Source organism: Sphingomonas sp. AP4-R1 (genome assembly GCF_013113735.1).
GTDB lineage: Bacteria > Pseudomonadota > Alphaproteobacteria > Sphingomonadales > Sphingomonadaceae > Sphingomonas_I.
This window is the reverse complement of record NZ_CP053346.1, coordinates 1,250,769-1,276,276: the sequence shown is the minus strand read 5'-3', so window position 1 is coordinate 1,276,276 and position 25,508 is coordinate 1,250,769. Positions and strand designations below refer to the sequence as shown.

Sequence of the window (25,508 nt, the reverse complement as noted above, 5' to 3'; positions counted from 1 at the left end):
TCAGACGCGGCCCATCGGCGCGTCGATCAGATCGGCCATGGATCCCGCCGGGCTGGCCGCCGGCATCGCTGCCATGGCGCGGCTGATCAAAGCGGGATCGAGGGCCTCGACAGGGCCGGTGAGCATGTTGAACAGGCTGGCCGAAGGCAGAGCCGCGAACGTCGCCGCGTAGCGGCCGTGCAGCGCCTGCAGATCGGCGCCACGCCCCAGCATCGCCAGCGCGATCGCCTGGCGCAGCACGATCGCCTGATCGACATCGCTGATCGGCGCGGTGGCGCGAGTGACGGGCTCCGGCAGCAGCGGGCCCAGCGTGGCGGCCAGCGCCTGCCAGTTGCGCTGCTTCCACAGCAGCTCCGCCCGCAGCGCACCGCTCGCCGGCACGTCGTTCAGCAGCGACAGCGCTTTCTGCACACGGCCGGTATGATAGAGCGCCACCGCCTCCACGCGCCGGCGATCGCCCAGCATGTCGTCCGTGAAGGCGATGTTGTTCGTGCGGTTCAGCACCGTAAGCGCGTGATCCGGGCGCCCGGCGAGGATGAACAGGCTGGCGGTGCGGGCCGAGAGCGGCCCCTGCGCCAGATCCTGCGCGCGCGAGAAAAGCTGATATTCCAGCAAAGCGGCCGCGCGCTGATACAGGCCCGCACGCTGCAGCCTCTCGCTGAGGCCCGAGACCATCTCGTCACCGGCGACACCGCTCGGCAGCAGATCGCGATAATCCCAGAACAGCCCCGCCGCGCGATCCAGCGGGACGCGCGTGCCCGGCGCGACCAACGTGGCGAGCTTCGCCTGCACGCCGGTGGCAAAGCCCGGCGGCTGATGCTGCGGGCCGAAATAGCGCAGCAAAGTGGCGCCCGCCGTCAGCGCGCCCGCCGCATCCTGCGACCTATCGGCCAGCCGATAGGTGAGGCGCAGCGCACGTTCCTCGACGGGATCGCCGCGCCAGTCATAATGGAACTGCTCCAGCCGCAGCAAAGCGGCGCGGGGGCCGAGCGTGCCATCGGCCACGCCCCCCTCGATCATGGCCAGCCGCGCCTCGGCCCGCTCGGGGCCGGTGCCGCTTTCCAGCACGCGCGCGATCCGCAGGCGTGCCCGATCGGGGTGTCCCAGCGCGACCAAGGCGCGCCCGCGATAGAGATTGGCGGCCGGATCGCGATCGGGCAGTCCCTCCAGCCAGCGCAACGCATAAGCCGGCTGGCCGCTCTCCACCGCCGATCGCGCGGCGGCGATCAGGAAGGGCTTGCGATCGGCGGCGGCGCGCGCCCGGACGGCGGGCCACGCACAGCCGGCGTGCGCGAGCGCATCGGCCGCATCGCCCGATTCCGAGAACAGACGCATCCGCCAGGCGCAGGCCTCCGGCGTCGCCAGCGGCGCGCCATCGTCCCGGCCATCGAATTCGGCGACCGCATCCGGATACCGGCGAATGAGCGTGAGTGCGGCGCCGCGCGCGAGCCGGAACGCCTCCACCATCCGCAGATCGGGATCGTCCTGCTGCATCACGTCCAGCACGCCGATCGCCTCGGAGCCGCGACCGCGCCCGATCAGGCTGCGCGCATAATCCCAGCGCTTCGCCTGCCGATCGCGATCGGCGGAGAGCGCCGTCCAGGCCGAGGCCTCGCCGATGACGGTCCACGCATCGGGCCCGACAAGCGGCGGACGCTGCGCGAGCCGCGCCGCAAATTCGCGGCGCGCGGCCGGAAGCGACGGGCCGGGGGACGGCGGCAGGCCGGCCTGCGCCGACAGCGCGGCGAGGCCGCTCGCCAGCGTCGCGGTTCCCGTCAGGACGAGCCCCAGCGCCTTCATCGCCCGGCGATCCCGAAGAGCCCGGAGGCGACCGCGCAGGCGCCGCCGAGCGCGCTGCTGCACAGGAACAGGCCGACGAGGCGCAACGGCAACCGCGTGACTGCGGCCGGCGCGGCAGGCGCCGCCGCGACCAGCTCGACGATGTCGGCGGCCACATCCTCCTCGGCGCCATCGGGCGACGGATCCGCGCGGCGACGACCGAAATCGACCGCAGGCCTGCGCGACGACAATATCCTGACCCGATCGGGCTGTTGGCTGCGGCTCATGACAATGCTCCGAAAATTACTCCTATTATAGGGTTAGGCGCGGGCCGACGGTTCGGATGCGCGCAATTGGCTGACAATTTTTTAGGAGGACCCATGTTGCCGCGTTTCCTGCCCGCCGGCGTCCTGCCGATCATCGCCGCCATCTCCGGAGACGCGCAGCTTTCCGCCAATTCTCCATTCGGGGGCGGCGGCGCCGAAACCGAAGCCGGCGCCTTCGTGCCGATCGCGGATCTGGACGTGCCGATCTTCGGCAACAGCCGGATCGAGGGGCGCATCAACGCGCGCCTGGTGCTGCAGATGTCGAGCCCGATGACGGCCGGGCTGATCGCCCGCCGCATGCCCGATGTGCGCATGCGGATCGTGGAGACGATGCTGGACTATGGCAGCCTGCACGTCTCCGGCTTCGCCCCGGTGGATGCGGAGGCGCTGAGCAAGACGCTCAACGCGCGCGTGAAGGCGCGGGACAAGACGGTGCGGCGCGTGCTGATCGTGGCGCTCAGCGCGTCACCCGTGTGAGGGGGTGCGCTCACCGGGTCGGCGGGGTGTGCGCCCGCCGCCACGAGCCACCACCCCCTCCCCGTTCGTGCTGAGCGAAGTCGAAGCACGGGCTTCATGGGTCATCGCTTGCAGCCCATGCTTCGACTGCGCTCAGCACGAACGGGTTTTTGGCGTCGGGACTGAACCTCCGCCTTTCAGGACCGGCGGCGCCGAGGCCGCCCCCTCACCGGCTGACGGGCGCGGCCTCCGGCGCCACGCGCGGCGCGGCGATGGTGGGGACGCGCGGGCGGGTGGTCTGGCGGGCATCGGCCGCGCTCGCGATCCGCTCGCCGGCGGGCGCGGGAGTGGACGCCTTCTCGCGCGGGGCGGGCGCTGGCGGTTGCGCGCGTGTCTCGGTCACCTGCATCTGCGCTGCCGGCGTCACCGGAACGGCGAGCGCGATCGGCCTGCGCCCGGCGAGCGACATGCTGAGCCGCACCGCCGACAGCGGATCCATATTGGCCATCAGCAAAGCGACGGCGCGCTCGCGCATCCGCCGGGCGATCTGCGTCTGGATATCGAGATCCAGCGCCGCGAAGATCGGCGCCGCCCGCGCGGGCTTCATCGTCTGATAGATGCGCGCCAGATCCTCGATCGGCTTGGGCGCCTCGGCATCGTCGGCGCCGGCCTTGGCCTGCGCGTCGGTTTGCGCGCGACGGGATTCCGCATCCGCCTTCAGCCTCTGCTCGACCGCCCGCGCGCTCTGCTCGCGCAGGGTCGCGGCGCGCATCCGCCTGGCGATCTCCTGATCGCGCTCGGACATGCTTTGCTGGATCGAGACGCCGAGGCGCGTCGGCGGCGGCGCGGAGGCTCCGGCCTGCGCCGCCCCCGCCACCGTCATCGCATGCGCGACGGCCGACACGCCGACCGCCGCGATCGTGAGCGAGAGCAGGGACGGCCGCAGCAGGCGCCCGCGCGCGCGCGTCGGCGCCGGAGCGTTCGAAGCGGGTGCGCCCGTCATCGTCCGCCCCCGGCCATGGCCGGTTCGCGCTCCGGCTCGTCGATGTCGGCGGGCTCGGCGCCCTCATCAGGCGCGCTGTCCTCCACCACGCCTTCGTCCCCCGCACCTTCGGGCACGGCGGCCCAGTGGGGCGTGGCGACGGTGGCGGCGGCCTCCATGATGCGATCGGCGATATTGTTGCCGACGCCCACCATCACCGAAAGCTCGTCGCGCAGCGCCTCGCCCGACGAGAGGCTGCGATGGTTCGCCGCCGATTCCGCCGCCAGCGCGCGCTGGAATTCGGCGAGCGTCGCCGTGGCGCGCGCGGTGGCATGGTCCAGCGCGGCCACCGTCTCGCCGATGTCGCTGCGCTGGAGCGTGCGGAGCGCGAGGCTCATCCGCGTCACCTGGATCAGCACGCCGACGCACAGGATGCTGACGACGATATTGGAGATGATCGTAAGGCTCATTGCGATGCTCCCTTGCCGATGTCGTTCAACATCTGGATCGCGACCCGCCCGGACCGGCGGCCGATCTGCGCCGTGCCCAGCGTGACGCCGCCGCACGTGACCTCCAGCGGATCGTCAGGGCTGGTGTGCAGGCTGATCGTCTGCCCCACCTTCAGCGCGACATAATCCTGCACGCGCACCGCCGTCTCGCCGAGCACGACATCCAGACAGATTTCGGTCTGCCGGATCTCGGACTCCATGTGCATTTCCCACATCCTGTCGCGGCCGAGCTTCTCGCCCACGAAGCGCTGCAGCAATTTGTCGCGCACCGGCTCGATCGTGGCATAGGGCAGCAGCACGTTGAACTTGCCGCCGCGCCCTTCCATGTCGACGCGGAAGGTGGCGACGGCCGTCAGGTTGCTGGGGCCGGCGATGGCGGCGAAGCGCGGGCTGGCCTCTACGCGCTCCAGCTTCATCGTCACGGGCTCGATCGCCTCGAACGATGCCGAGAAATCGTCGAGCGCGAGCTGGATCATCTTGCTCACCAGCATCGTCTCGATCGCGGTGAAGGCGCGCCCGTCGATGCGGACGGCGCCATTGCCTTTCCGCCCGCCGAGCAGCGCATCGACGACGGCGTAGATCAGGCTGGAATTGACCGTGACGACGCCATAATTGTCCCACTCCTTGACGTGGAACACCCCGATCATCGCCGGCAGCGGCAGACGGTTCATGAAATCGCCGAAGCGGGTGGAGGTGACCTCCTCCATATGCACGTCGATCGCGTCCGAGGTGAGGTTGCGCATGCTGGTGGCGAAGGTGCGCACCATCCGTTCGCACACCACTTCCAGCATCGGCAGCCGCTCATGGCTGATCACGTTCGCATCGAGCAGCGCGCGCAGCCCCTTGCGCACCTGCGGGCTCTCCTGGCTGGAGAAACCGAAGATCGCATCGATGCCCGCCTGATCGAACGTATCGCCGGAGCCGAGCGAGAAGCCCGGCAGATCGGGGCCGGAGGCGTCCATATCGTCGATCATTGTTCCACCAGATCCTGGATGAGGATGTCGCTGACGCTGCCCGCGCCCAGCACGGCGCGGGTGCGGATCATCATCTCCTCCTTCACGCGGAAGACGGCGGCGGAGCCGCTGAGATCCTCGGGACGAAGCTCGCGCAGGAAGGATTGCAGCCCATCGACGATCGCGGGCATGCGCTGCGTGATGCGATCCGTCTGCGAGGCGCTGGTCGCCACGATCACGAAGCGCAGCTTCAGGAAATGCGTGCGGCCATCGGCGCTGCGCATGTTCACCACCATCGCGGGCGCATCGACATAAGCGGTCGAATCCGTGACGGTCGCGGCCGGGGCGTCCTCGCCTGCCGCGCCGCCGCGCAGCCAGAAGAAGGCCCCCCCCGCCACCGCCAGCAGCAGCACCGCCACGATCGCGATCAGCACGGCCCTGGGCGGCGCACGCCCCGCCCTTTCAGGCGCCGGCATCGCCATCGGATCCTCGTCCATCGAACCGTCGAGCGCAATCTCCGGCACCTGTCTGCCCCCTTGCTGATGTGGCGCGATCGCCGGCCACCGGGCCGTTCGATCGCGGGATGAAATCGCCGGATGACGAGGCCGCTCGAAAAGCCGGTGCCCGCAGCCGCCACCCTGAATTCTATCCTATTATAGGATGGAACGGCCGCGTGCGGCACGACGCCCACTTAATTGCTGCAGGAGCCCGGGAGGCGCGGATGGGAATGGATGTGTCATCCTTTGTGCTGCTCAGCCACGAGCAGGCGCTGCGGCGCCAGCTCGACGTGGCCGCCAACAATATGGCGAACACCAACACGGTGGGCTTCAAGCGCGAGCAGGCGCTGTTCCACGAATATGTGGAGAAGACGAATGCGGCCCCGATCGACGATGCGAAGCGCACCAGCTTCGTGCTGGATTATGGCGCCGTGCACGACAGCCGCCCCGGCAGCTTCCAGCCGACCGGCAATCCGCTCGACATCATGATCGACGGGCCCGGCTATCTCTCGATCCAGGGCGCGGACGGCACGACCGGCTATACGCGCGCAGGGTTCGTGAAGGTGCTGGATACGGGCGATCTCGCCGTCTCCGGCGGGCAATTGCTGCTGGGCGAGGACGGTCGCAAGATCAACGTGCCGCGCGAGGAGTTGGCGAGCCTCGCCATCGCATCGGACGGCACCGTCTCCACCCGCACCGGCCCGATCGGCCGCATCGGCGTGTTCCAGTTCGACGAGCTGCGCGTCTCGGCGCGCGGCGACGGCGTGATGACGGGCGCTGGCGGCACCCTGCTCCCGGCCACCGCGACGCGGCTGAAGACGGGGGGCGTCGAAGCCTCCAACGTCGAGCCGATCGTGGAGACGACATCGATGGTGGAGATCCTGCGCTCCTACCAGAGCAGCATGGAAATGTCCTCCAGCATCAATGCGATGCGCTCCTCCGCCATCAGCCGCCTCAGCAAGATCAACAACTGATCGGCGGCGCGACCTTCCAAGCCCTCCTCTTCTTCTCGGTGAAAGGCACGATCATGCGCTCTCTCTCCATCGCGGCCACGGGCATGCTGGCCCAGCAGACCAATGTCGACGTCATCTCGAACAACATCGCCAACATGAACACGACCGCCTTCAAGCGGCAGCGTGCGGAATTCCAGGACCTGCTCTACCAGCAGGTGTCGCGCCCCGGCGCCTCCACCAGCCTGGACGGCACGCGCGTGCCCTCGGGCATCCAGCTGGGTGCCGGCGTGAAGACCGCCGGCATCTATCGCATCGCCGAACAGGGCGCGCTCACCAACACCGGCAATCGCTATGACATGGCGATCAACGGCGAGGGCTATTTCCAGATCACGCTGCCGAACGGCGACACCGCTTATACGCGCGCCGGATCCTTCCAGCTCTCCGACCAGGGAGAGCTGGTGACCAACGACGGCTATCTGGTGCAGCCGAACATCACGATCCCGCAGGGCGCCGTGGATGTGATCGTATCCAAGACCGGCCAGGTGCAGGTGAAGATGGCCGACCAGACCGATCTGCAGGATGTCGGCCAGATCGAGCTGGCCACCTTCGTCAACGAAGCGGGGCTGGAGGCGATCGGATCGAACCTGCTGATGGAAACGCCCGCCTCCGGCACGCCCACCGTGGCGGCGCCCGGCCAGCCCGGCTTCGGATCGCTCAACCAGAATTTCCTCGAGGCCTCGAACGTCAATCCGGTGTCCGAGATCACCTCGCTCATCAGCGCCCAGCGCGCCTATGAGATGAACAGCCGCGTCGTGAAGGCGTCGGACGAGATGCTGGCCACCAGCACGCAGCTGAAATGAACCGCCTCTCGATCCTCCTCACCGGCCTGCTGCAGGCGGCCCCGGCGGGAGGCATCGTCCCCGCGCCGACCGCACCGCCGCCCGTCATCTCGGCGGCCACCCGCGCCACCGAGCGGCCGACGCCGCTGGTGAAGCGCGGCGACGCGATCGTGATCGCGGTGCGCTCCGGCGCGCTGCTGATCACCGCGCACGGCAAGGCGCTGTCGGACGGAGCCATGGGCGATCGGGTGCGCGTCACCAACGACGCCACCCGCCGCACGCTGCAGGCCGTGGTCGAGGGCCCGGCCCGCGTCAAAATCCTGACCGAATAGGAGCTTCGCATGACCGCCAGGACCCTGCCTGCCTTGCTCGCGATCACCGCTCTGTCCGCCACGCTCGGCGGCTGCGGCGCGGTGGGGCGCCTGTCCGCCGTGGGCAAGGCGCCGAAGATGACGGCGAGCGAGCCCGCAACCTCGCCGATGGTGCAGCCGTCGCTGGGCGAGAAATCCTCGGCCGGGCGCTATGCGATGGGTGCGGCCCCGCCCGTCACGCCCGGCGGCACCTCGCTGTTCCGGATCGGCGCCGGCGCCTTCCTCCACGATCAGCGCGCCGCCAGCGTGGGCGATATCCTGACCGTGCGGATCAACATCGCCGACAATGCCGTGCTCGACAACAGCTCGACCCGTTCGCGCAGCGGGGCGGAGAAGATGGGCATACCCGGCCTGTTCGGCCTGGAGAGCAAGATCCCCAAGATCCTGCCCGGCACGCCCGATCCGGCCAAGCTGGTGGACGCCAATTCCAACTCCAATTCGACGGGCGCGGGCAACACGTCGCGCAGCGAACAGATCAACACCACCGTCGCCGCGATCGTCGTCGACGTGCTGCCCAACGGCAATCTCGTGATCCGGGGGCGGCAGGAGGTGCGCGTGAATTACGAACTGCGCGAGATGCTGATCTCCGGCATCGTCCGCCCGCAGGACATCGCCCGCGACAACAGCATCCGCAACAGCCAGATCGCCGACGCGCGCATCAGCTATGGCGGCCGCGGCCAGATCACCGACATGCAGCAGCCGCGCTGGGGCCAGCAGGTCTACGAGGCGGTGATGCCGTTCTGATCGGTTGGGGCATGGGGTGAGGAAAGGGCCGGTCGCCTCGGGAGAGGTGGCCGGCTTTTTCATGGGGCGGGCGTGGGCGGCAGGGCCGGGTCCGCCCGAAAGTCACACGAAAGTCGCACCTCTACGCGCCAGCGCGCGAGGCACGGCCTGATCGGCGAGGTATGGTGCAGAGGGAAGACGGTTCTACAAGAGCAGCGGACGGGGGTAGCCCACCAACGTCGGCTTTCGCTCCAAACCTCGTCACCCCGGACTTGGTCCGGGGTCCCGCTTCCTTGAGCGCCGGATAGAAGAAGAGCGGGATCCCGGATCAAGTCCGGGATGACGGGATAACCAACAGCGGCTTTCGCCCCATAAGCGGACGTTCTGGTTGCGCCAATCCGATCTTGATGGCTGCCCCTCGCGTCTCGTTGTAAGGCCAGATGAGGTCGGGACGGGAAAGTTGCGATGATGTTGCTAGGAGGTCTGGTTCTTGCCGCTGCTGCTTTCTCCCTCATCACAGGAATAGCGACAGACGCCATACCCGCGAATTGGCCGTTTGAGCCGAAGAGCCGGGAAGAGCATCCGAAGGCGTTTCGCCTTTATATTCGCGGATGGACCGCCGCCGCAGTGATCGGGGCCATCTTACTTTTGCTCGGCCTGATTCGCGGCTGATCAGGAAATGGCACTAGTAGAGCTTCAGCAACTCCGGCCTCTGCTACTCACCGCGCTTCTTCGATGGCCTCATGACCGCTTTCCACCCATAGCGGACGTTTTCTTAGCCCTCTCCCGCGAAAGCGGGAGAGGGCTAAGGCACGGCGGAGGCCGGGGCCTTCCCCGCCCCGGCCTTCGCCGATCAGCGATACGGGCCGCCGATCATTCCGCGCTGTCGACGGACGAGATCGCCACCAGGCTGGCCAGCGGGAAGCGGGCGCCGTTGACGCCGAGCATCACGTTCGTGCCGTCGGTCGACACCACATCCTTCACCGTGCCGATCGAGTTGATCACCGAGGCGACGGCCGTGCCCGACGCGTCCTTCGCATCGAGCGACAGCGTATAGACGCCCTCGGCCGCCTTGCTCCCGTCCGCAAGCTTGCCGTCCCAGCTGAAGCGCGCGGCTTCGGTGGGCGTCAGCGTTTCGGTGTGCACGATCTTGCCGGACGCATCCTTCACCGTGGCGGTGAGCGAGGCGGGCTTGGATTCCAGCGTGTAGGACCAGGTGGCCGGCCCCTCCCCGAGCCCCGCGACGGGCGTGTCGAAGCGCACCTCGCGGCCGATGAACGAGGCCGCCTGCGTCATATCCTGCGTCGAGAGCTTGGCGAGGATGTCCTTCAGCGTGCCCGACTGCTGGATCGACTGCTCGACCTGCGAGAACTGGACGAGCTGCTGCGTATATTGCGCCGTATCCATCGGATCGAGCGGATCCTGATTCTGCAGCTGCGTGGTGAGCAGCGACAGGAACATGTTGAAATCCGGATTGATCAGGCTCTGGTTCGTAGTCGACTGGGTGGCGGCGTTATTCTGCGTGCCGCTGGTGCTGCTGACGTCGGTCATGGAAGGCTCCTCAAGCGATCATGTCGATGCCGCCGCTCGCGCGGAGCGGGCGCCAGGCGCGCTCGGCGGAGGGATCGGCGGAAAGGTCTCCGCGCGCGGTGCGGAACGGCGCGGAGGACTGGCCCTGCGGGTTCTGGCGCGAATGATCGGGCTGGGCGAAACCGCCGCCCGACGAACGGCTGTCAAAGCGGAACGAATCCGCATCGGTGCGGATGCCGGCATCGGCCAGCGCGCGGTTCAGATCGCCCATGTCGCGGCGGAGCAGGTCCATCGCCGCCGGGCTTTCGGTGGCGACGATCGCGCGCAGGCCCTTCGCATGATCGAACGACAGGCGGACATCGACGCGGCCCATTTCGGGCGGCGTGAGGCGCACCGTCACCTGATCGCGCCCCTCGACCACGTGACGCGAGATGACCGCGCCCATGTCGCGCCCCATCTGGCCGGCGCGCGCGCGGACCATGGCGGAGGCGGGAGCGGCCTTGCCGGGCGCGTAGGCCATGCCCGCGAGAATCGGGCCGGGCTGCACCTGCTGGCCGAGCGCCTGGCTGAACAATGGCGCGGTGAGGCCGTCGGCGTCGGCGGAAACCGGGGTCGGAATCTCCGCCAGCGCGGTGGTGCGGAGCCCCGCGTGGGACGCGGCCGGCGCGGTATCGCCGGCGAGCGGCTGGGACGGATCGACCTGCGGCGCGGAGGCTGCGAATTCCTCGGCCGGCTGCGACGGGATGGCCGCCGCGACCTGCACCGCTACGGGCGCGACCTGCGGCTGGGGCGTGGCGGCAGCAGCGGGTGGCACGAGCGGGGCCGGATCCGCAAGCGGCGTGGCGAGCGCGAGCGCCGAGCCCGTATCCTTGCCGCCCGCTTCGTCGCCGTCCTTGGCGATGGGATCGGCGGAGGCCTTGAGCTTGGGAGTGAGCGGCGTCGCCGCGGCGTCGACCACCAAGACCGGGATGGCCGGACTCTGCGCATCCGCGACCGTGCGGACCTCGATGGGTCGGACGGGTTCTGCGGGCGCGGGCGTCTCCGGGGTCGGCTTGGACGCGGCGGCCGGCTGTGGCGGCAGTTCGGGCGGCGCGATCGCCGCCTCCGATGTCATGGCATCGGCCAGCACGGCGCCGGAGGGCAGGGCCTGCGGGGTGACAGGCAAAGGGACGGGCAGGCTGGCGCGCGGCTCATTGCTGGCGGGTGCGGGAATCGGTGCGGTCGCCAGATCGGGCACGACCGCCCCGCCGGCCGGCCCGCCGGCCGTCACCACCGGCTCGGCCACGACGACATCGACCAGATCGGCAAAGCCCTGTGCCGGGGCGGAGGCTCCGGGCTGGGCAGTGCCCGCGGGAGCATGGCCCCCGGCCGCGAGCGCGGCGGCGGCGCGCGAGGAAGACGGTGCGCTGATCGTGGCAAGCGGCAAAAGCCCGACCCCTTCTGCTGAGAACTTACATTCCATTATAGGATGAAAATCCGCGCGGCGTGTTTTGATGCCCCCTGCCCGCCGCGATCTTCCGGCATCGTCGTTGCGAGCGCAGCGAAGCAATCCGGCCCGTCGCGTTCGGGACTGGATTGCTTCGCTGCGCTCGCAATGACGAATGTACTGGTCGAGGCGGATCGCACCCTGTCGATCGCCCTTACGCGGCGATCGCGTCCATTTCCGGGGCCAGCACGCCGCCCAGGGTGCCCAGCGTGCGGATGCGGGCACGCGCGTGGATCTCGTTCTGCGAGAGGACGACCGTGCTGGGCCGCACGCGCTCCACCACCGAGCGGACGAAGGGGCGGATGGCGGGGCTCGTCAGCAAACAGGGCATCTCGCCCTGCGCGGCCAGCCGATCGTGGCTGTCGCGCAGCGCCGTGATGAATTCCTGGAGATAGGTGGGCGCCATGGCGAGGTGGCGATCATCACCCTCGCCGATGATGTCGGCATGGAAACGCTCGTCCCACAAAGGCCCGAGCGTGAGGATCGGGATCGCGCCGTCGCGCATATGCTGCGCGGAAATCTGGCGTGCGAGGCGGCCGCGCACATGCTCCGTCATCAGCCCGATATTGTTGGTGAAGGCCACCGCCTCCGCAATCCCTTCGAGGATCGAGGGAATGTCGCGGATCGAGACCTCTTCCGACAGGAGGTTCTGCAGCAGACGCTGCACGCCCGAAATCGAGATCTTGGCGGGCACGATATCCGCCACCAGCCGCTCGGAGTCCTTGTGGACGTCCATCAGCAGTTTCTGCGTCTCCGCATAGGAGAGCAGATCCGGCAGGTTGCTCTTCACGATCTCGGTCAGGTGCGTGGTGATGACGGTGCCGCTGTTGACAGTGGTGAGGCCGCGCAGCCCCGCCTCGTCGCGCATGCCGCGATCGATCCAGATGGCGGGCAGGTTGAAGACGGGCTCGTGCGTCGGTTCGCCCGGCAGGCCGATGTCCGCGCCGTCGGGATTGATGACGAGCAATTTGTCGATGCGGATCTGGCCGCGCGCCGCCTCCGTCTCCTTGATGAAGATGATATAGTCGTTCGGTCCCAGCGCCATATTGTCGAGGATACGGACCGAGGGCAGCACGAAGCCGTAATCGGTCGCCATCTGGCGGCGCAGCGCGCGCACCTGATCGTCCAGACGGGGCTCGGCATTGCTGTCGTTGATGAGCGGCAGCAGCGCATAGCCCAGCTCGATGCGGACCGCGTCGATCGCGAGCGTGCGCGCGATCGGCTCCTCCACATTGTTCGCCTCGCGCTCCTGCAGCATCGCCTGCACGCACTCCTCGGCGACGCGCCCCTCCTCCTTGCGCATCATGTGCCAGGCGGCCCAGCCGGCGAGGCCGGCGAAGCAGGCGAAGGGCAAAAGCGGCAAGCCCGGCATGAGCGCGAGGCCGGCCATCAGCGCCGCGACCATGCCGAACGCCTTGGGATAGCGGCCGAGCTGATCGACCAGGGCCGCGCCGGTCTTGCCCTTCACGCTGCCCTTGGAGACGAGCAGGCCCGCCGCGATCGAGACGATCAGCGCCGGGATCTGGCTGACGAGCCCTTCGCCCGCCGTGAGCACGGTATAGCTGCGGAAGGCATCGCCGAAGGGCAGGCCGTGGATCAGCACGCCGATCGTGAGGCCGACGAGGATGTTGATGCCCGTGATGACGAGGCTGGCGATCGCATCGCCCTTCACGAATTTGGAGGCACCATCCATCGCGCCGTAGAAGCCGCTCTCCGCCTCCAGCTCATCCCGGCGCAGGCGCGCGTCCGCTTCCGAGATCATGCCCGACGACAGATCGGCATCGATCGCCATCTGCTTGCCGGGCATCGAATCCAGGCTGAAGCGCGCGCCCACCTCCGCGATGCGGCTCGCGCCCTTCGTGATCACGACGAAATTGATGACCACGAGAATCAGGAACATCGTGAGGCCGATGATCGTCTCGCCGCCCATCAGGAATTCGCCGAACGCGCCGATCACCCCGCCCGCCGACTGATGCCCCTCATGCCCATGCCCCAGGATCAGGCGCGTGGAGGCGAGGTTCAGGCCCAGCCGCAGCATCGTGACGATCAGCAGGATCGTGGGGAAACTGGAAAGCTGGAGCGGCTTTTCGATGAAGAGCGCCGTCATCAGGATCAGCACCGAGACCGTGATCGACAAGGCCAGACCGAAATCCAGCAGCCAACCGGGCATCGGCAGGATGAGCATCGCGATGATGGCGATGATGCCCGTGGCGAGCGCGAGATCGCGGCCCGATCCCACGCGCCGCACCAGCATGTCGAGGATCGGGGGCATCAGTGCGGTCCGGAAAAGAAGGGGCCGCCGGCACATGGCCCGGCGGGGGTGACGGCAACGCCGTCATCCAGGAAGGCGCGCAGCTTGTTGCGCATCGTCCGCACCGAGATGCCGAGCATGGCGGCGGCCGACGTGCGGTTGCCGTTGCAATGCGTGAGCGTGGTGAGGATCAACGCCTGCTCCACATCGGCGAGGTTGCGGCCGACGAGCGTGTCGACGGCGGGCATCAGGCCGTCCGTGGGCGGAGGCGCGGCCTGCGGCAGGCTTTCGGCGACGCGGCCGAAATGCATTTCGATCCCCAGCAGATCGCCTTCACCCTCCGCCAGAGCAGCGAGCATCTCGCGACTGAAAGCGCGCACCGAAAGGGTGGCGGCATTCTTGCGCGCCACATCGAAGGCGACCTCCAGCACATGATGGCGATAGCCGATCAGCAGCAGGCGCTCGGCCGCGTCGTCCTCCGACACGGCGAAAGGATAAGGCGGCTCGCGCATCAACGATCCTGCCGGACGATTTCCGTCAGCGTGACGCCCAGATCATTGTCGATCAGCACCACTTCGCCGCGCGCGATGAAGCGATTGTTGACGAAGATATCGACCGGCTCGCCCGCGCGGCGATCCAGCTCCACCACCTCGCCCGCCTTCAGGCGGAGCAGCTGGTTCAGATCCATCCGCGCGCGGCCGAGGATGGCCCGCATCCGGACGGGAATGTCCATCACCGGCTGCAGATCGCCCGGTGCCGTGGTGGAGGCCGCAGGCTCCGGCGCGGCGGCCATGCCGGCATCGTCGCGCAGTTCGGCCGAAGGAAGCGGAAGGGGATGAGGCGTGGAATGCGTGTCCATGATCAGGGCGTCCTTCAAGCGTTCATCCATTGGCGAATGACCGAGGCCGATTCGGCCGGGCTCTTCGAAATCGCGTCACCGATGCGACGCAGCGCGGAGAGACGGATGCGGCCATCGACCTGGGCCAGCGCGATCTCCTGATCGAGCAGTTCCATCGTGGTCGCGTGATCGGTCTGATCCTCCAGTTGGGCGGCGGCGGCGTCCGCCGGCGCGCTGCCGTCGGGCAGCGCGAGCAGCGCCTCCGCGTCGGCCGTGAGCGCGACCGGCGCGGCGGCAGCGTCGGGCTTCAGGCGGCGGCGCAACACCACCGCGCCACCGATCAGGCCACCGGCCAGCACCACCCACTTCAGGAAATCGAGCAGTTGGCCGCCCGTCAGGCCGAAGGGCAGATTGCCACCGAAGCCGTCCGCCGGCGGCGCGGAGAAGGCCATGCTCTCGACCACCACGCTGTCGCCACGCTCCGCATCGAAGCCGACCGCATTTTCCACTAGCCGGGTCAGGCGCTGCACCTGTGCCGGGGGCAGGCCCTGCGGCCCGCCATCGACCATCACCGCCACCGACAGGCGATTGATCTTGCCCGGCGCACGGACGCTGACCGTCTGCTTGTGGCTGTTCTGGAAGCTGGTTTCCTCCGAGGATTCGTTGCGCGCCGAGCGCTGGCTTTCGCCGCCGGTGCCGGTGATCGGGCCGTTCGCATCGGGCAGCTGCGCGCCGACGGTGACGCCTTCGGAGCCGGCATTGTTGGCCTGGTTCTGATCGTTGGAGTCGACCGTCACCTGATGCGCGATCACCTGCGTATCGGGATCGAACACATCGGCTTCCTCGCGTGTCTGATCCCGATCCAGCGAGACGGCGATTTCGGCGCGCACCTTGCCCGCGCCCACGATCGGCTCGATCATCGATTCCAGCTGGCTGCGCAGGCGCCCCTCGATCGCGGTCTGCTGATCGTCGAGATCGCCGCTCGCCCCGCTTCCCTCCTCGCCGGCCCGCGCCAGCAGCGCGCCCGTCTGATCGACCACCGAGACGGCGGCGGGCGACAGCTCGGGCACGGAGGAGGCGACGAGGTAGCGGATCGACTGCACCGCCTCCTTGGGCAGGCGACCGTTGGTCTTCACCGTAACGGCGGCGCTGGCCTTGCGGGGCTCGGCGGCAAAGATTTCCCGCTCCGGCATCACGATATGGACGCGGGCCTTGCTGATCCGGTCGAGGCTCTCGATCGATTTGGAGAGTTCGCCCTCGATCGCGCGCGTCTCGTTGATCTTGGCGCGGGACGAGGAGACGCCGAACGCCTCCTCGCTATCCAGCACCTCATAGCCGATCTTGCCGCCCAGCCGTTCGGACGCCAGACTCATGCGGAGTTCCGGCATCCGATCGACCGGCGCCATCACCGCCGTGCCGTCCGCCGACAGCTGGAAGGGGACGCCCTGCGTCTTCAGCTTCTCCGTGATCGCCTGGGCGGCCGACGGATCGAGATCCGTATAGAGATACCCCATTTCGGAGGAGGATCCGCGCATCGCCAGCGCCGCGATGCCGATGAGCAGGGCCAGCACGACGCCGCCCATGATCATCAGCCGGCGAGGCCCGAGCTGCGCCGCGAGAGTGCGTAATTCCTTCAAGGCCGGCCCCTTGGATTGCATCGAAGGCCGCTGCCTTCATTCATCCCATTATAGGATGATTTGATCGGCAATATTTGCCGTGTCCGATTCTTTTGTGCCGGGTGCGGCGGGATCCAGCAGCGGTGCCAGCTCGGCCACCAGCGCCGCGCGCCGCGCCGCCGCGTCCACGCCGAGCGCGCCTTCCTTCCAGCTGATCTGCCCGTCGCCCGGCTGGATCGTCTCATCCGCCATCAGGGTGAGGTTGAGCTTGCGCCGTTCGCGCGCGATGCGCGTGGCGAGCCTTTCCTCCATCACCTCCGTCAGCTTCGGATGGACCCGGATGACGAGGCCGGTGCCCCGCTCCACCTGCTCCAGCGCGCGATCCAGCGCCTCGTCCACCGCGCGGCCGGGCGCGAAATCGATCGCATGGCCGGCGAGGGTCGCGGCGGCCGCCAGCGCGAGATCCACAGCGTCGCGATGGATGGCGCGGATCTGATCGGACAGGCGCAGGTCCACATTGTCCAGCGCGGCGTGCAGCGCGTCGGTCGCGGCGAGCAACGCTCCCGACTGTTCGCCGCTGGCATGGGTGCGGCCGACTTCGAAGCCTTCGCGCCGCGCCTCCAGCAGCGCCTCGCCGTGGCGCGCGCGCATCTGCACGATCGTGGCACGCAGCGTCGTCATCTCCGCCAGCAGATCTTCGCCCAGCTCGGCCGCGACCTGCGAACCCGGGATCTCGAACGAACGACTGAACCCGAAAGGCTTGATTTCCATCTGTCTTTTCCTGTTCTGCGATGGCGACTGATCAATAGATCATCGCATCGTCGCTCTTGGAATCGACGAGCAGGATCTCGCCGCGATCGCCGAGATTCTTGGTGAGGCGCACCAGATTGGCCTGCGCTTCCTCGCAATCGCGCGCGCGCACCGGGCCCATCGCGGCCATATCGTCCTGCATCAGCTTGCCCGCGCGCTGGCTCATCGCGCCCAGGAACAATTGCTTGATGTCGTCCGGCGCGCCCTTGAGCGCCAAGGCCAGCTCGCGCTTGTTCGAATTGCGCACCACGACCTGGACGGCGGCGGGCAGCAGCTTGCCGAGATCCTCGAAGGTGAACATCAGGGCGCGGATGCGATCGGCCGATTCCGGCGCGCGATCGTCGAGCGCGGCCAGCATCTGCTCCTCGGTGGTGCGGTCCAGCGCGTTGAACACTTCCGCGATCGCCTCGTGCGGATCGCGCCGCTGCGAGCGGGCGAGATTGCCCATGAACTCGCTCTTCAGCGTCTGCTCCACCTCCTGGATCACGTCCTTCTGCACGGTATCCATCCGCAGCATGCGCATGATCACGTCGGTGCCGAGATCGCCGGGCAGCTCCGAAAGCACGCGCGCGGCATGATCGGCGCGCAGCTTCTGCAGGATCACGGCGATCGTCTGCGGATATTCGTTCTTCAGATAGCCGGCGAGGACGGTCTCGCTGACGTTGGAGAGCTTGTCCCACATCGTCCGGCCGGACGGGCCGCGAATATCCTCCATGATCTCGCGCACGCGATCGGGCGGCAGCACGCCGACCAGCAGCCGTTCCGCGCTGTCGAACGAGCCATGCAGCGTCGCCATGCTGGAGACTTCGGACGAGAAGAGCAGGAGAAGATGCTCGACCACGGCGGCGGGCACACGGCCGAGGTAAGAAATACAGGAGGATAATTCCTTTATTTCCTCCATGGACAGCAATTCCCAGATCGGCGCGCCATGCTCCTGGCCCAGAGCGAGCATCAGGGTGGCGGCGCGCTGCAGGCCGGAATATCGTTTCAATTCAGCAGGCTCTGCGATCGGTGCCATCATGCCCATGCACATTCCCCAAATTATTCGGATCAGGCCCGCCTGCACGCGGGCGCTTCCTTCTATCTTATAGGAAAAGAAGCTGCGCGGCGGCTGTCGGAGACCATGGCGATGACAAATTTGTACGGCCAGATGATCGGGCTCAGCATCCTGACCGGCACCACCGATTATCTCAGCCAGCTTTATGCGGGCGGATCGGTGGGCGCGGACGGGACGACGATCGAGACCGCGGCCGTGCGCGCGGCGAAAGCCGCCTTCGACACGCCCGTCATCACCGCGCCCTGGCAGGAGAAAGGCGCGGTCGCGGCGGACTCCTCGCAGCTCGCGGCGATCAAGAAGATGGCCTCGATCATCGATCCGAAGGGCATCACCGACACCGGCAAGGCTGTCGACGTGCAGAACGCGTTCGTGATCTACAAGGCGCTGGATCGCCTGCAGGTGCTGGCGGACGCCGCCGGCAAGAGCACCATAACCGCCACCGAGCGGGCCACGCTGGAAAAGAGCTTCCAGAAGGGTCTGGCCGACATCCAATCCTATCTCTCGACGGCGCAGGTCGATGCGCTGAACCTCGCCTTTGGCGAAGCGACGCGCAGCGCGCAGACGATCGGCGTGAAACCCACGACCACCACCGGGCCGGTCGCCGCCAAGCCCGTCGTCTCCGCGCGCGACGCCACGATTCCGGGGCTGACGGGCAGCGAGGTATTCACGCTCAAGCTCAACAAGTTCAACCTGTCCGATACGCTCACGGTCGATCTCTCGACCATTCCCCAGCCGCCCACGCTGGATGGCATGGCGGCCGCGTTCAACGCCGCGTTGACCTCGATCCCGTCGGTCGACGCGAACGGCGATCCGATCCTGGATTCCAATGGCAATGTGATCCCGCGCTGGCAGACCAAGTTCACGGTGACCAAGACCGGCGACCAATGGGGCCTGTCTTACGAGGTTTCCGGATCCGAGCAGGTCGTGATCGATCAGGTCGCCGCGCCCGACGCGCTGATGGTGGTGGGCGGGCAGACCACGCTCAACGCCTCCACGCTGATGGGGGTCGGGCGCATCGTGGATCCGGCGACGGGCCTTTCCCAGCCCACGTCGCTCAACACGGTCGGCGCGATCGATCGCACCGCGACCGCGCAGGCCCAGGCCGCAGCGGCGGCCGCCCCCAAGCCGCCCGTCCCCGCCGGCGTCACACTCCCCACGATCGACCCGACCGTGAATGCGGCGATGGACGTGCGCGCCATCGCCACCGACACGCAGGGCTATACCTACGTGGTCGGCACCACCGCCGGCGATCTGGGATCGAACCTGTCCGATGGCGGGGACGATCTGTTCCTCTCCAAGTTCGACAGCGCGGGCAATATCGTCTGGCAGCGCACGCTGGGCGTGGCGGGCGAGGCGCAGGGCGCCGCGATCAGCATCGATGAGTCCGGCAATGTCGTCGTCGCGGGCACGATCAAGGGCCCGCATGACAATTCGCCGGGCGTGGACAGCGACATGCTCGTCGCGCGCTTCACCGCCGCCGGCGACCAGAACTTCCTCACCGCCATTCCGGCGCTGGGCGACGACAAGGCCACGGCGGTCACGATCGATGCGGCCGGCGCGATCTATGTCGGCGGCCAATCCGCCACCAATGGCGGCGACGCCTTCGTCGCGCGGCTGGATGCGAGCGGCAGGCTGCAGGAGCGGCGCTCGATCGCGGCGCCGGGCAGCGGCACGGTGACGGCACTCGCGATCGACGGCAGCGGCGCATTGCTGGCGCTGACGCAGGAGAGCGGCGTCTCCACGCTGCGCCGCCTCGATGGCGGCGCGCTCTCCACCGATCTCGGCAGCCTCTCGCTCGGCACGGTCGAGGCGCGCGCGATCGCCGTGTCCGATACGGGCGCGATCGCCGTCGTCGGCGCCACCACCAGCGCCGTCAGCGGCACGCAGGCCAATGCGATCAGCGGCGGCCGCGACGGCTTCGTCACCCAGATCGACAGCGGGCTCAGCTCCGCCACCACCACCTATCTCGGCACGGGCGCGGAGGATCAGGCGGACAGCGTCGCCTATCTGAATGGCGCGCTTTACGTGGGCGGGCGCACGGCCGGCGCTCTGGGCGCGCCGCTGCGCGGCAGTGTCGACGGGTTCGTCGCGCGGATCGGCGCGGGCACCGGCACGGTGGAAAGCGTCTCGCAATTCGGCCGCGCCTCCCAACGCGCCGAAGCGGTGCAGATCGCGGCGGCGAGCGGCGGCGGCGACGTGCTGGGCGCGCTGGGCCTCCATCGCGGGAGCCTGGCCGCCGTCGACTCCACGTTGCTCGTCTCGCAGACGGGTCTCAACGTGGGCGACAGCTTCCAGATCGAGCTGGACGGGGCCAAGCCCGTGACCGTCACGATCGGCGCGACCGACACGATGGCGACGCTCTCCTCGCGCATCCAGAAATTGCTCGGCAAGACGGCCACCGTCACCACGCCGACCGTGGACGGCAAGACCACGCTGAAGATCAGCCTGCAGAGCGGCCATTCGCTGAACATGCTGGCCGGCCCGGACGGCAAGGATGCGCTGTCCAAGCTCGGGCTCGATCCGATGCGCCTCTATGCCGCACCGATCCGCGCGACCAACGCGCCAATCGTGAGCCCCGGCGGCAGCTTCGGCCTCGGGCTTTCGGACACGCTGACGCTGGGGACGAAGGCGGGTGCGGGCCTCGCGCTCACCGCGATCAAGAATGCGGTGTCGATCGTGCAGACCGCCTATCGATCGCTGTATTGGGATACGACCAAGGAAAATCTGGTCAACGGCTCGACGGGTTTCTCCTCGGCCACGCCCAACGCCTACATGCAGGCGCAGATCGCCAATTATCAGGCCGCCCTGCTGCGGCTCACGGCCTGAGCCGCGCCATGGCCCTCTCCCCCACCCCGCCGCTGCTGGACGCGATCGCGCGATCGATGCACCAGCTCGACCAGCGCCAGCGCGTGGTCGCCGAGAATATCGCGAACAGCGAGACGCCGCATTACAAGGCGCGCGACGTGGCGCCGGCGGATTTCTCGGCCCTGCTCGCCAGCCAGCAGCAGGCGCGCGGCCGGGCCGCGCATGTCCATCGGCCGCTCGTCGCGATCAGCGATGCGATGGTGGCGCTGGGCGCCTCCCGCCCGCGCGATCCGCGCGTGATCGACGACAAGGACACGAGCGAGACCAAGCCCGACGGCAACAATGTCGGGCTGGAGGATCAGCTGTTGAAGATGGGCCAGATCCAGACCGATTTCTCGGCGCTCACCAATCTCTATCGCAAGCAGATGGGCCTGATCGAAAGCGCGCTGGGGCGAAGCGGCTGACGCGCTTCAGCGGCCCGCCATCAGGACCGCGCCAGTTCGCCACCCCAGTTACCCTGATCGCGCAGGCCGGCCTTGAAGGCGATGCCGAGCGCGTCGGACAGGCTGCGGACGCCGAGCTTCTTCATCAATTTGTGCCGATAGATTTCGATCGTGCGGAAGCTGAGCTGCAGATCGTGCGCGATGACCTTGTGCGGCTTGCCCTCGATCAGGCCCTGCAACACATCATGCTCGCGCGGGGACAGGCTGGCCACCAGCGCGCGCGCTTCCTCCCGCGCGCGGCCACGGCCGGCCTCCACCTCGATATGCGCCAGCGCGCGCGTCACGACCGTGTCGAGCCGATCGAGCGGGCACGGCTTTTCGAGATAGTCGATCGCGCCGAGCTTCAATGCCTCCACCGCGGACGCGATCAGCCCCTGTCCGCTGAGAATGACGAAGGCCAGATCCTGCAGGCGATCCTGGCTCGCGCGCAGCACATCCAGCCCCGATGCGCCCGGCATATCGAGATCCAGCAGCACGCAGCCCCCCGCCAGATCCGGCAGCGCATCCAGAAAGGCATCGCCCGAAGGGAAGGTGCGGATGCCGGCGGCCGTCACCCGCGACAGGCTGATCTCCAGCCCGCGCATCATCGCGGCCTCGTCGTCGACGAGATAGATCATGCCGGACGCGATGGTGTCACGGTCGAGCTGGTTCGATATCATACGGGGCCCACTCGTCCCGGACAGGACAGTCCACACGGTCCGGAACGGGCCGATCTTCCCGCGATTTCGTAACCATAACGTTACAACGCGGCCGATTTATCACATGATATGGCGCGACACCGGGGCGATGGCGGATGCGCGATCGATCGGCATATCCGCGCACGCCGGAAGACTCGCCTCCTCGGAGAGGCGGAAGGCCTCGGTCGCGGCCATCAGCAGGCGATCCAGATCGGGCACCAGCGCGCGGACCGAAACGTCCGTCAACGCGCAGCCCGGCAATGCCAGCGGCATGACCAACGTCGTCAGGCAATCGCCGAGCGAGATATCGGCGCGCGTGCCGATACAATCGGCAATGTCCTCATCCGTGAGACCCACGCTGTTCAGCTTGGCCGAGGCCGCATCCCACAAGGCTTCGTGGTTCTGGACGGTCAGCGTGATGCGAATATCGTGCAGCCCGGCGATGTCGCCGATCTCGATACCCATATCCCGATTAGGCGCGATCATGAAACTCATCGAAACCTCGTCTTGCTGGCTATGGCAGGCACAGGTTCTTGCGATTTACGCGGGACGCGAACGAAGCCCTTCACGCGAACGACCGGCGAACGTGCCGCCGGCTCCGCGATCAGGACTTCACGAATGGATGACGCGGCCGATGACGTGCCGCACCCCTCCCCTCCATTCCCACCCCGATGGCACTGTGGCGGCTTCCCCCCGAGTCTCCAACTAAGGGCTTCCCCTTACCGGAGGGACACTCCGGCCCGCGCCGTGCCCGTTCGCCGTGGGCGGATCCCATACCGAAAGGGCCGGGGCGATCGCTCGCCCCGGCCCTCCCGACGCCGTTCCCAAGGAGAGGACGGCGATGCCGATCGACCTTAACGGAAGAGCGACAGGATCGTCTGCGGCGACTGGTTGGCGATCGACAGCGCCTGGACGCCGAGCTGCTGCTTGACCTGGAGGGCCTGCAGCTGCGCGGATTCCTTGGCCATGTCGGCGTCGACCAGGTTGCCGATGCCGGACGTGATCACGTCGGTCAGCTTGCTGTTGAACGTGATCTGCGCGTCGATGCGGCGCGAGGCCGAGCCGAGCGTGCTGACGCTGGTGGCCAGCGCCGTCTTCGTCGCGTCGAGCGTGTCGACCATCGCCTGCGCCGCCGCCTGCGTGTCGATCACGCCGGTTTCGGCCACGGTGATGACCGCGCCACCATAGCTGAAGTCCTGGTTGTCGACGGTCAGCGAATCCGGATCCCAGGTCGTCGAGGCCGTGTCACCGTCCTGGATGGTCAGCAGCGCGGTGAGCGAGCCGCCGGCATTCTTCAGCAGGTTCGTGCCGTTGAAGTCCGAGGACTTCACGATCGTGCCGATCTGGTCACGATAAGCGGTGAAGTCGCGGTTGATCGCGTCGCGGCTCGTCTGGTCGATGGCGTCGGCGGCTTCCTTGGCCTTCGACGACATGATGTTGACGATGTCGGAGATCTGCTCGGCGCCGGTCACGGCGACGTCCAGAACGCTCTTGGCGCGGCTCAGCGAATTGCCGACGGCCGTCAGGCCGCCAAGGTCGCCGCGCAGCTTCTGCGCGATGCCGTAGGCCGCCGAGTCGTCCTTGGTCGAACCGACCTTGAGGCCTGTGTTGATGTGGCTCTGGCTGACGTTGAGGGCGTTGTTCGTCGCCGTCAGGTTCTGCAGAGCGGCCATCGCGCCGACATTGGTATTGATCGAAAGTGCCATGATGAATCCTTCTTGGATGGAACGGCCGATTTCTTCGACCATGGGCCAGAAGCGCTGGCCCGCGGCGGATCGGATGGTCCGCCCCTCATTCTGGGAAGGAATGCGAGGCCGCCCAAATGATCGGGCGGATTTTTATAGGATGGGTGGTTTCCGACCCGCCCACGCAGGCGTGCCCCCTTCTCTTATCCTCCCCCGCCAAGGGGAGGTGGCGCCGAAGGCGACGGAGGGAGAGGTCGGCGAGCATCCCGCTTCCGGTCCTTCCGTCAGGCTAAAGCCTGACACCTCCCCCTGGCGGGGGAGGATGAGCGCGCACTATCCCGCGCTCTCCGGCAGCGCGGGCAGGATGATCTTCATCGTCGTGCCGCGCCCTTCGGCGCTGAAGATCGCGATATGGCCGCCCGACTGGCTGACGAAGCCGTGGACCTGGCTGAGGCCGAGCCCGTCCGCATCGCTCTTGGTGGAATAGAAGGGATCGAAGGCGCGCGCGACGACATCGGGGCTCATCCCGCCGCCCGTATCGCTGACGAGCAGCGCGACATAATCGCCGGGCGTCGCCTCGGGATAGCGCGGCGTCCAGGCGTCGTGCAGCGTCACGCGGCGCGTGGCGATGGTGATGTGACCGCTCCTGGGCATGGCATCGCGCGCATTCAGGCACAGATTGATGATCGCGGTTTCCAGCTGCTCGCGATCGACCATCACCAGCGGCAGATCCTCACCCAGCACGACATCGACCGGCCGATCCCGGCCGATCGTGCGATAAAGCAGATCCGAAATCCCGATGATCGCGGCGTTGATGCTGGTGGGTTCGGACCGGAGCGCCTGCTTGCGGCTCAGCGTCATCAGGCGGTTGGCGAGATCGGTCGCGCGCGACGTGCCGGTCAGCGCGAGATCGAGATCGTCCTGCACACCGATCTCGCCGGGGCTCAGCCGCGCCCTGGCATTTTCGAGCGACATCACGACCGCCCCGATCATATTCTTGAAATCGTGCGCGATCACGTCGCTGAGATGTCCGATCGCCTCCATCTTCTGGAGATGATGCAGCCGCGCCTCCAGCTCCTGCCGACGATTCGCCTCGGTCCGTATTCCTTCATTGGCCGATTTCAGGGCGTTCTGCATGCCGATCGCCTCCGCCAGCCGCTGCTGCATGTCGCGGAAGACGAAGATGAACAGGCCGACGATCCAGAGATTGACGAGGAACAGCGCGACAGAGAGACCGCGCGACCGCCGCTCGAGCTTTCCGGCCTGCGCTGCCAGTTGCCTTTCCTGCGCCGCCGTCCGCGCGACAATGATGGCGCGCATCTCGTCGGTCAGCCGCTTCGGGTGGTCCATGGCCGAGGCCGGCACAGGCTGGCCGGCGCGCCGCCGCTCCAGAATCCGCGCGAGCAAGGCATCGTGCGCGACGGACAAAGAGCGCACGCGCCGGATCGCGGCGAGGCTGACGGGATCGTCGGCAAAATCCTGCTCCAGGACGGCGAGATCCTGGCCCACGCCGTCCCGAGCGTCGAACATCGTGGCGAGCAGCGCCGGCTCCTCGGTCAGCAGATAGCCGCGCCGCCCCGCCTCGGCCGAACGCTGCCGCGCGAGCAGCGCCGCCAGCGTCTGCTGCGTCCGCAGCGCCGCCTCTATGTCGTTATGGGCATGGCGCTCGAACGCCGTCATTCCGAACAGCCCGAGGCTCAGGATGCACAGCGCCAGGAACCCCAGCAGCAGCGCGAAGCGCCTCGGGCTCGTTACATTCATGGATGAGCGCACCACATAGGATGGATAATCCTGAAAACAGACTGTCCGCTATGAGGCAATGAGTTAAGAAATTCTTACCATCTTGTCCTACAAATACCGAT

The 25,508-nt window shown here is 67.7% G+C and carries 26 protein-coding genes; 8 read left to right on the top strand and 18 right to left on the bottom strand.

The window, feature by feature from the left end; translation table 11 throughout:
- Complete coding sequence (locus HL653_RS06255; RefSeq protein ID WP_171743758.1) at positions 1–1,800, bottom strand: hypothetical protein; 1,800 nt, start codon at positions 1,798–1,800, stop codon at positions 1–3.
- Positions 1,797–2,066: a hypothetical protein gene (locus tag HL653_RS06250; protein ID WP_171743757.1), complete on the bottom strand. Its 270-nt coding sequence runs from the start codon at positions 2,064–2,066 to the stop codon at positions 1,797–1,799. The genes HL653_RS06255 and HL653_RS06250 overlap by 4 nt, the downstream gene beginning before the upstream one ends.
- 93 nt (positions 2,067–2,159) lie before the next feature.
- On the opposite strand from HL653_RS06250, the gene HL653_RS06245 reads away from it, so the two are divergent.
- Positions 2,160–2,582, top strand: coding sequence for a hypothetical protein (locus tag HL653_RS06245; protein WP_171743756.1), 423 nt, complete (start codon positions 2,160–2,162; stop codon positions 2,580–2,582).
- A gap of 205 nt (positions 2,583–2,787) precedes the next feature.
- Here HL653_RS06245 and HL653_RS06240 read toward each other — a convergent pair whose 3' ends face one another.
- Genes HL653_RS06240 through HL653_RS06225 form a run of 4 tightly spaced genes read right to left on the bottom strand, consistent with a single transcriptional unit; the run spans position 2,788 to position 5,529 of the window.
- Positions 2,788–3,564 carry a MotE family protein gene (locus HL653_RS06240; protein ID WP_216599957.1) on the bottom strand — a complete coding sequence of 259 codons (777 nt, stop codon included), beginning with the start codon at positions 3,562–3,564 and terminating at the stop codon, positions 2,788–2,790.
- Positions 3,561–4,013 carry a DUF6468 domain-containing protein gene (locus HL653_RS06235; RefSeq protein WP_171743755.1) on the bottom strand — a complete coding sequence of 151 codons (453 nt, stop codon included), beginning with the start codon at positions 4,011–4,013 and terminating at the stop codon, positions 3,561–3,563. Before HL653_RS06235 ends, HL653_RS06240 begins: the two co-directional genes overlap by 4 nt.
- Positions 4,010–5,026 (bottom strand): flagellar motor switch protein FliM, encoded by a 1,017-nt coding sequence (gene fliM / locus HL653_RS06230; protein WP_171743754.1) that lies wholly within the window; start codon positions 5,024–5,026, stop codon positions 4,010–4,012. The genes HL653_RS06235 and fliM overlap by 4 nt, the downstream gene beginning before the upstream one ends.
- Positions 5,023–5,529, bottom strand: coding sequence for a flagellar basal body-associated FliL family protein (locus HL653_RS06225; protein ID WP_253717617.1), 507 nt, complete (start codon positions 5,527–5,529; stop codon positions 5,023–5,025). Before HL653_RS06225 ends, fliM begins: the two co-directional genes overlap by 4 nt.
- Before the next feature lie 203 nt (positions 5,530–5,732).
- On the opposite strand from HL653_RS06225, the gene HL653_RS06220 reads away from it, so the two are divergent.
- The 5 genes from HL653_RS06220 to HL653_RS06200 all read left to right on the top strand — a co-directional run bounded on the left by HL653_RS06220 (position 5,733) and on the right by HL653_RS06200 (position 9,060).
- Positions 5,733–6,476: a flagellar hook-basal body complex protein gene (locus HL653_RS06220; RefSeq protein WP_171743753.1), complete on the top strand. Its 744-nt coding sequence runs from the start codon at positions 5,733–5,735 to the stop codon at positions 6,474–6,476.
- 53 nt (positions 6,477–6,529) lie between these two features.
- Positions 6,530–7,315, top strand: coding sequence for a flagellar basal-body rod protein FlgG (flgG, locus tag HL653_RS06215; protein ID WP_171743752.1), 786 nt, complete (start codon positions 6,530–6,532; stop codon positions 7,313–7,315).
- Entirely contained in the window at positions 7,312–7,626 is a 315-nt protein-coding gene (gene flgA / locus HL653_RS06210; RefSeq protein WP_171743751.1) for a flagellar basal body P-ring formation chaperone FlgA, read from the top strand. The genes flgG and flgA overlap by 4 nt, the downstream gene beginning before the upstream one ends.
- 9 nt (positions 7,627–7,635) lie before the next feature.
- On the top strand, positions 7,636–8,409 hold the full coding sequence (gene flgH, locus HL653_RS06205; RefSeq protein ID WP_171743750.1) for a flagellar basal body L-ring protein FlgH: 774 nt from the start codon (positions 7,636–7,638) through the stop codon (positions 8,407–8,409).
- A 444-nt stretch (positions 8,410–8,853) separates the two neighbouring features.
- Complete coding sequence (locus HL653_RS06200; protein ID WP_171743749.1) at positions 8,854–9,060, top strand: hypothetical protein; 207 nt, start codon at positions 8,854–8,856, stop codon at positions 9,058–9,060.
- A 201-nt stretch (positions 9,061–9,261) separates the two neighbouring features.
- Here HL653_RS06200 and HL653_RS06195 read toward each other — a convergent pair whose 3' ends face one another.
- The 8 genes from HL653_RS06195 to HL653_RS06160 form a co-directional block, all read right to left on the bottom strand.
- On the bottom strand, positions 9,262–9,939 hold the full coding sequence (locus tag HL653_RS06195; RefSeq protein WP_171743748.1) for a flagellar hook assembly protein FlgD: 678 nt from the start codon (positions 9,937–9,939) through the stop codon (positions 9,262–9,264).
- 10 nt (positions 9,940–9,949) lie between these two features.
- The gene (locus tag HL653_RS06190; RefSeq protein ID WP_171743747.1) at positions 9,950–11,344 is read right to left on the bottom strand and encodes a flagellar hook-length control protein FliK; all 1,395 of its coding nucleotides are present in this window, start codon (positions 11,342–11,344) and stop codon (positions 9,950–9,952) included.
- A 214-nt stretch (positions 11,345–11,558) separates the two neighbouring features.
- Complete coding sequence (gene flhA, locus HL653_RS06185; RefSeq protein ID WP_171743746.1) at positions 11,559–13,676, bottom strand: flagellar biosynthesis protein FlhA; 2,118 nt, start codon at positions 13,674–13,676, stop codon at positions 11,559–11,561.
- Positions 13,676–14,167, bottom strand: coding sequence for a helix-turn-helix domain-containing protein (locus tag HL653_RS24450; protein WP_171743745.1), 492 nt, complete (start codon positions 14,165–14,167; stop codon positions 13,676–13,678). Before HL653_RS24450 ends, flhA begins: the two co-directional genes overlap by 1 nt.
- Complete coding sequence (gene fliN / locus HL653_RS06175) at positions 14,167–14,532, bottom strand: flagellar motor switch protein FliN (RefSeq protein WP_253717612.1); 366 nt, start codon at positions 14,530–14,532, stop codon at positions 14,167–14,169. Before fliN ends, HL653_RS24450 begins: the two co-directional genes overlap by 1 nt.
- Positions 14,529–16,082 carry a flagellar basal-body MS-ring/collar protein FliF gene (gene fliF, locus HL653_RS06170; protein ID WP_171746806.1) on the bottom strand — a complete coding sequence of 518 codons (1,554 nt, stop codon included), beginning with the start codon at positions 16,080–16,082 and terminating at the stop codon, positions 14,529–14,531. Before fliF ends, fliN begins: the two co-directional genes overlap by 4 nt.
- A 96-nt stretch (positions 16,083–16,178) precedes the next feature.
- Positions 16,179–16,880 carry a FliH/SctL family protein gene (locus HL653_RS06165; RefSeq protein ID WP_171743744.1) on the bottom strand — a complete coding sequence of 234 codons (702 nt, stop codon included), beginning with the start codon at positions 16,878–16,880 and terminating at the stop codon, positions 16,179–16,181.
- Between the two features lie 31 nt (positions 16,881–16,911).
- Positions 16,912–17,946: a flagellar motor switch protein FliG gene (locus HL653_RS06160; protein WP_171743743.1), complete on the bottom strand. Its 1,035-nt coding sequence runs from the start codon at positions 17,944–17,946 to the stop codon at positions 16,912–16,914.
- 96 nt (positions 17,947–18,042) lie between these two features.
- On the opposite strand from HL653_RS06160, the gene HL653_RS06155 reads away from it, so the two are divergent.
- Positions 18,043–20,802: a hypothetical protein gene (locus tag HL653_RS06155; protein ID WP_171743742.1), complete on the top strand. Its 2,760-nt coding sequence runs from the start codon at positions 18,043–18,045 to the stop codon at positions 20,800–20,802.
- A gap of 8 nt (positions 20,803–20,810) precedes the next feature.
- A complete protein-coding gene (flgB, locus tag HL653_RS06150; protein WP_171743741.1) occupies positions 20,811–21,245 on the top strand; it encodes a flagellar basal body rod protein FlgB in 435 nt (144 codons plus the stop codon).
- Positions 21,246–21,265: 20 nt separating this feature from the next.
- Here the strand turns inward: flgB and HL653_RS06145 are convergent, their stop codons facing one another.
- From HL653_RS06145 to HL653_RS06130, 4 genes are all read right to left on the bottom strand, one after another.
- A complete protein-coding gene (locus HL653_RS06145; protein ID WP_253717607.1) occupies positions 21,266–21,901 on the bottom strand; it encodes a response regulator transcription factor in 636 nt (211 codons plus the stop codon).
- 141 nt (positions 21,902–22,042) lie between these two features.
- Positions 22,043–22,456, bottom strand: coding sequence for a hypothetical protein (locus HL653_RS06140; protein WP_171743739.1), 414 nt, complete (start codon positions 22,454–22,456; stop codon positions 22,043–22,045).
- A gap of 359 nt (positions 22,457–22,815) precedes the next feature.
- Positions 22,816–23,667 carry a flagellin gene (locus tag HL653_RS06135; protein WP_171743738.1) on the bottom strand — a complete coding sequence of 284 codons (852 nt, stop codon included), beginning with the start codon at positions 23,665–23,667 and terminating at the stop codon, positions 22,816–22,818.
- A gap of 312 nt (positions 23,668–23,979) precedes the next feature.
- Positions 23,980–25,407, bottom strand: a complete 1,428-nt coding sequence (locus HL653_RS06130) for an ATP-binding protein (RefSeq protein WP_171743737.1) — start codon at positions 25,405–25,407, stop codon at positions 23,980–23,982.
- Positions 25,408–25,508 lie beyond the last annotated feature (101 nt).